This window comes from Brachybacterium sp. p3-SID1565 (assembly GCF_025143785.1).
Lineage (GTDB): Bacteria > Actinomycetota > Actinomycetes > Actinomycetales > Dermabacteraceae > Brachybacterium > Brachybacterium epidermidis.
In genome coordinates this window covers 1-6,462 of the sequence record NZ_JAMBDS010000082.1, presented here as the reverse complement: position 1 = coordinate 6,462, position 6,462 = coordinate 1, and the positions used below count along the sequence as shown (strand labels likewise).

Annotated in this window: 5 protein-coding genes and 1 riboswitch; all 5 genes read left to right on the top strand. The window is 72.9% G+C overall.

Annotated features, from left to right (window positions below; genetic code table 11):
- The coding region (locus M4D54_RS13510; protein WP_259892065.1) for a primosomal protein N' at positions 1 to 2,019 on the top strand (2,019 nt) is incomplete at its 5' end.
- Between the two features lie 33 nt (positions 2,020 to 2,052).
- Complete coding sequence (gene fmt, locus M4D54_RS13505; protein WP_259892063.1) at positions 2,053 to 3,015, top strand: methionyl-tRNA formyltransferase; 963 nt, start codon at positions 2,053 to 2,055, stop codon at positions 3,013 to 3,015.
- A complete protein-coding gene (locus tag M4D54_RS13500) occupies positions 3,012 to 4,721 on the top strand; it encodes an RsmB/NOP family class I SAM-dependent RNA methyltransferase (protein WP_259892061.1) in 1,710 nt (569 codons plus the stop codon). Before fmt ends, M4D54_RS13500 begins: the two co-directional genes overlap by 4 nt.
- Positions 4,718 to 5,416, top strand: a complete 699-nt coding sequence (gene rpe / locus M4D54_RS13495) for a ribulose-phosphate 3-epimerase (protein WP_193866381.1) — start codon at positions 4,718 to 4,720, stop codon at positions 5,414 to 5,416. Before M4D54_RS13500 ends, rpe begins: the two co-directional genes overlap by 4 nt.
- Positions 5,417 to 5,471: 55 nt before the next feature.
- Positions 5,472 to 5,590, top strand: a riboswitch (FMN riboswitch).
- Between the two features lie 95 nt (positions 5,591 to 5,685).
- Complete coding sequence (gene pnuC, locus M4D54_RS13490) at positions 5,686 to 6,414, top strand: nicotinamide riboside transporter PnuC (RefSeq protein WP_259892059.1); 729 nt, start codon at positions 5,686 to 5,688, stop codon at positions 6,412 to 6,414.
- Positions 6,415 to 6,462 lie beyond the last annotated feature (48 nt).

Below are 6,462 nucleotides of genomic sequence, written 5' to 3'. Positions count from 1 at the left end.
AGCGTGCGCCTGATCGGCGTTCTGCCCCATCTGGACAGGCCCTTCGAGTACGCCGTCACCCCGGCCACGGCGGCGGCCGGCCCGGGCATGCGAGTGCGGGTGCGCTTCTCGGGACGGGACACCGAGGGGATCGTGCTGCAGCGCACCGCCCGGCCCACCACGGACCGACCCCTGGCACCGCTCACCCGACTGGTCTCCGACGACGTCGTGGTCCCCGCTGCGATGATGCGCGTGTGCGAGGAGGTCGCCACGCGGTGCGCCGGCACCGTCGGTGACGTGCTGCGGCTAGCGCTGCCTCCCCGGCACGCCCGCGCCGAGAAGAACGATCGCGCCGCCGAGGAATCGGAGGCAGTGCGGGCGGCTGAGGAGGCAGAAGCAGCACAGGTGCCGGCCGAAGCGGACCCACCCGAGGGCGCGCAGGCGCCCGAGACAGGGGGGACGGAGCAGGACGGGGCGCGCCCCTCCCGCCCCGGTGACCGCTACCGCGGGCTGTCCGCGCTGCTCACCCGTGCGGGCGCGCCCACGGGCCCCGTGCCGCGCGCCACCATCACCCTGGACCCTGCTGACGCCTGGACGGAAGTGGCCGCCGATGCCGTGGCCGCCCTCGACCAGGACCGCGGCGCACTGGTCATCGCCCCCGACCAGCGCGATGTGGCGCGACTCAGCCACGAGCTGACCGCGCGGGGGGTCGCGCACGAGATCCTCGCCGGCACCGAGGGGCCCGAGAAGCGCTACCGCACCTTCCGCCGCATCCTGCGAGGTGCCACCCGGGTGGTGCTCGGCAACCGCTCCGCCGCCTTCGCCCCGGTGCGGAACCTGGCGCTGGCGATCTGCTGGGACAGCGCCGATGACCTGCTCGAAGAGCCCCGCGCCCCCTACCCGCACACGCGCACCGTCCTGCAGTGCCGCTCCCACCAGGAGCGCTGCGCCCTGCTGTTCCTGGCCGCCAGCGATGCCGTCCCCCTGCGCGCCCTCACCGACAGCGGCTACCTCACCCGCCTGGACCCGGAACCGGCCCCGCTGACACAGCTCCGTCCCCGCATCGTGGCGATGGACGAGTACCTGCGTGACCGTGAGGGCCCCTCCGGCCGGTCACGGCTGCCGAGGGAGGCCCTGCGCGTGATCCGCACCGGCATCCAGCACGGGCCGGTGCTGGTGCAGGTTCCTCGTTCCGGCTACGTCCCCGCGGTGGCCTGCACCTTCTGCGGGACCCGCTGCCGCTGCCCGCGCTGCGCCGGCCCCCTGCTGCTGTCGGGCCGCACCGGCCCCCTCCAGTGCAGCGTGTGCGGTCGCCGCGAGGACGTCTACCGGTGCCCGGAGTGCCACCGCGCAGAGGTGCGCGCCATGGTGATCGGATCCACCCGCACCGCCGAGGAGCTGCGCCGTGCGTTCCCCGATGTGCCGCTGCGCATCGCCGGGGGCGCCCACGGCCCACTGGAGGACCAGGACGTGCCCGAGCGGGGCATCGTGGTGGCCACCCCCGGTGCTGAGCCCGCCCCCCGGGGCCGCTACGCCGCAGCCCTGCTGCTGGACGCCGATGCCATGCTGGCCCGCGCCGCCTACGACGCAGATGTGGAGTCCGTGCGCCGCTGGAGCAATGCGATCGCCCTGGTGCGAAGCGCGGTTGACGGCGGTGAGGTGCTCGTGGTCGGCACCTCCACGCTGCCCGCCATCCGGCACCTGGTGGCGCACCGCTCCGAGGTGTTCTGGGACCGGGTGCTGGCCGATCGGCGCGAACTGGACCTGCCGCCCTTCACCCGCACCGCCGAGGTGGTGGGGGCTCGCGAGGCCTGCCACGCCTTCCTGCAGGCCGTCGAGCTGCCTGACGGCACCGACGTGTTCGGGCCCGTCGACCTCGGGGATCCCGATGCCCCCGGTCGGGCCAGGGCGGTGCTGCGCCTGGAGCCTCAGCGCTCCCGGGAGCTCGCCGATGCGCTGCGCGCCGGTGTCGCCTCCCGCTCCGCGCGCAAGGCTCCCGGATCCCTCCGGATCCGTCTGGACCCGCCGTCGGTGTTCTGAACCGGGAGGTTCGGAACCTAGACTCGAGGGATCATGCGTCTGATCTTCGCGGGGACCCCCGCCACCGCCCTTCCCTCCCTGCGTGCCCTGCTGGACTCCCGGCACGAGGTGATCGCCGTGCTCACGCGCGCCGATGCCCCCTCCGGTCGGGGCCGGAGGCTCACGCCCAGCCCGGTGAAGGCCTTCGCCCTCGAGGCCGGGATCCCCGTGCTCACCCCGTCGTCCCTGCGGGACGAGCAGGTGCAGCAGCAGCTGCGGGACCTCGCCCCCGAGGCGGCCGCCGTGGTCGCCTACGGCACGCTGATCCCGGGGCCGGTCCTCGAGATCCCCACCCACGGCTGGGTGAACCTGCACTTCTCCCTGCTGCCCCAGTGGCGGGGTGCCGCTCCGGCGCAGAGAGCGGTCCTCGCAGGAGCCGACGAGACCGGGATGACGGTGTTCCGCCTGGACGAGGGGCTGGACACCGGCGACGTCATCGCCACCCGCCGCCGCCCGATCGGTGCCTACGAGACGGCCGGGCAGCTGTTGGAGGGCATGGCCCAGGAGGGAGCCTCCCTGCTGTGCGAGGCGATGGACGCCCTCGAGGACGGCTCCGCTGCCTTCACCTCCCAGGACGATGCGGCGGCCACCCATGCCGCCAAGCTCTCCACCGCCGAGGCGCGCATCGACTGGACTCTTCCCGCTGCCCAGGTGAGTGCCCACATCCGAGGCATGAGCCCGGATCCCGGCGCGTGGACGCACTGGCAGGGAAGCCGCATGAAGGTGCTCGGGGTGGAGGCGGCTCCCGCGGAGGCACCGGCCGATCTGCCCCCGGGATCCCTGCACGCCACCAAGCGGCACCTGCTGGTGGGCACCGGCACCCACCCCCTCGCGATAGCGCAGCTCGCACCGGCAGGGAAGCGTCCGATGCGGGGTGCGGACTGGGCCCGCGGTGCCGCGCTGGACGAGCACGCCGCGTTCGACGACCACACCGATGCCCCCGAGGAGAAGCGATGAGCCCCCAGGACGACACCTCCCGGCCGCGCCGCGACGACCGGGGCCGCCGCGATGATCGGCCCCGGCGAGACGAGCGCGGCCGGCGCGAGGGCCGGGGCCGCCGTGAGGACCGTGGCCGGGACGAGCACGGACGCGGCGAGCACCCCCGTCACGGACGGGACGCGCAGGGCCGCGAGCGCTCCGGCTCCAGAGGGCAGGGCGGGCCGCGCCGGGGATGGTCCAGTTCCCGCCCCTCCGAGCGCAGCCGCACCGCCACCGGTTCCCGCCAGGTCGCCTACGAGGCCCTGGCCGCCGTGCGCGAGGACGACGCCTACGCCAACCTGGTGCTGCCGCGCCTGCTGCGCCGGCACCGCCTCTCCGGCAGGGACGCCGCCTTCGCCACCGAGCTGTTCTACGGCTCCCTGCGTGCCCGGGGCCGGCTGGACGCCATCCTCGCCGCCTGCATCGACCGCGGCCTGGACGAGGTCGACGGTGATGTGCTGGACGTGATGCGCCTGGGCGCCTACCAGCTGGTGGACATGAGCGTCGCCCCCCATGCCGCTACCTCCGAGACCGTGGCCCTGGCCCGCTCCGCAGTGGGTGCCGGGGCGGCCAGCTTCGTCAACGCCGTGCTGCGCCGGGTCGGCGAGCGCACCGCCGAGGAGTGGATCGCCCAGGTCGCTCCCGATCGGGAGCAGGACCCCGCCGGTCACCTCGCCGTCGTCCATTCCCACCCCACCTGGGTGGTGCGCGCCCTCACCGACGCCCTGGCCGGTCACGGCCGGGGTCGTGCCGAGATCGATGCGCTCCTGGACGCCCACAACCAGGCTCCTGCCGTGTCCCTGGTGATGCGGCCGGGCCTCACCGATCTCGACGAGATGATCGACAACGGGGCCGGCCGCGGGCATCTCAGCATCTTCGCGGCCACCTGGCCCTCGGGGGATCCCGGCGGCATGGACCCGGTCAAGGAGGGCCGCGCTGCGGTGCAGGACGAGGGCAGCCAGCTGATGGCACTGGCCCTCGGTCTCGGTGCCGACGAGCTGGTGCTCGCCGAGCAGGACGGCCCCGCACGGTGGCTGGACCTGTGCGCCGGTCCCGGGGGGAAGACAGCCCTGCTGGGCGGGCTCACCCCGGGCAGCGATGCAGAGCTCCTGGCGATCGAGGTGCAGCCCCACCGCACCGAGCTGGTCGATCGTGCGGTGGCCACCCTGCAGGAGGCCGGCTGTGAGATCACCACCCGCACCGCCGACGGCACCACCATCGGTCGTGAGATGCCGGAGCACTTCAGCCGGGTCCTGGCCGACGTGCCCTGCTCCGGGCTGGGCGCTCTGCGCCGCCGGCCGGAGTCCCGTTGGCGCCGCAGTCCGGGAGACATCGGGCAGCTGGCCGCCCTGCAGAGGGACCTGCTGGGCTCCGCGCTGGACGCTGCCGCGCCCGGGGGAGTGGTCGCCTACGTGACCTGCTCCCCGCATCTGGCCGAGACGCGCCTCGTGGTCACCGACGTGCTGCGTCGCCGCGAGGACGTCGAGCAGCTCGATGCCCGCCCTGCCGTGGCCGGCGGCATCCACCCCGAGCTCCAGGACCAGGTGGACCTGGGCTCGGGCCCCTCCGTGCAGCTGTGGCCCCACGTCCACGGCACCGACGCCATGTTCATCGCCCTGCTGCGCAAGCGCAGCGGGCAGTCCCCGCAGAACCCGTCCGGATCCGAGGAAGGACCCCTGTCATGAACGCTGCCTACGCGACCGATGGCCAGTACATCCATCCCAGCATCCTCAACGCCGACTTCATGCGGATCGGGGAGGAGCTGGACCGCATCTCCAGCGCCGACAGCGTGCACGTGGATGTGATGGACAACCACTTCGTGCCCAACCTGACCTTCGGCGCGGCGATGGTGGAGCAGATCGTGGAGAGGTCCCCGATCCCGGTGGACGCCCACCTGATGATCGCCGACGCAGACCGGCACGCTCCCGAGTTCGCCGAGGCCGGAGCCTCCTCGGTCACCTTCCACCTGGAGGCCGCCGCGGCGCCGATCCGCCTGGCCCGGGAGCTGCGCCGCAAGAACACGGCGGTGGGTGTCGCACTGCGGCCGGCCACCCCTGTCGAGCCCCTGATGGATGTGATCGGCGAGTTCGACATGCTTCTGATCATGACCGTCGAGCCCGGCTTCGGCGGCCAGAGCTTCCTGGAGACCATGCTCCCCAAGATCCGTCGGGCCCGCTCCGCGATCAGCGAGTCGAACCTGCAGGTGTCGATCCAGGTGGACGGTGGTGTGAGCCGGGAGACCATCGAGCGCTGCGCCGAGGCCGGCGCCAACGTGTTCGTCGCGGGATCGGCCATCTACCGTGCGCATGATGCCGCCGCGGAGATCGCCGCGCTGCGGGAGCTGGCGGCGCAGCATGCCGCATCCCACAACGGCCACTGAGCGCCGGCCCGCGCCTGCGCCCTGAGGAGGAGTACCCTGGTGCGGTCACATCAGTGACGTGCTCCGGGGTCGGTGAAAGTCCGAGCCGGCGGTGATAGTCCGCGACCCGCTTCGGCGGTGGAGCCGGTGGAACTCCGGCACCGACAGTCAGAGCCTGGATGAGAGGCGCACGTCCTGCATGCCGACGGGCGCGCCACTGTGCACGTCCGTCGTTCCATGCCGGATCCTTTTTCCCCGGAGCCACTGCATCCGATGGTGAAAGGACTGACATGGATGTTCTGCAGTGGCTCTTCGACGCCAAGATCGAATTCGAGGGAGGACAGTTCCTCCTCCTGCGAGAAGTGCTCGGCAACGTGTTCGGGCTCCTCAGCGCCCTGGGCGGCATGCGCCGCAAGGTATGGGCATGGCCCATCGGGATCCTCGGCAACCTGCTGCTGCTGACGGTGTTCCTGGGCACCGTGTTCGGCAGTCCCAATGCGGTGGACCTGCTGGGACAGGCCGGCCGACAGGTGATGTTCATCGCCACCAGCGTCTACGGCTGGGTGCGCTGGCGGCAGGCCCGCTCCGAAGGAGGCACCGCGGTCGAGCCCGAGTGGGCCTCCTGGGGCACGCGGATCCTGCTGGTGGTCGCGATGGTGGGCAGCACCGCGCTGCTGACCCCGATCTTCCGCGCCCTGGGCTCCTATGAGCCGGTGTGGGCCGACGCCTGGATCTTCATGGGCAGCCTGCTGGCCACGTACGGCATGGCCAAGGGCTGGGTCGAGTTCTGGCTGATCTGGGTGGCCGTCGACATCGTGGGCGTGCCGCTGCTGTGGAGCGCCGGCTACTACGCCAGCGCCTTCATGTACGTGTTCTACGGGGCCTTCACCCTGGTGGGCTTCTTCGTGTGGTGGCGGGTGCGCAGCCGGCGCGATGACACCGCCCGGCCCAGCGGGGGAGCCGACGCGCGGGTGACGGTCGAGACCGCGCACCTGGATCCCACGGTCCGCACCCGCTGAGGCCACCGGAGTCGTCCGGCGGGCGGGGGGGGGCCCCCGCCCCCCCCC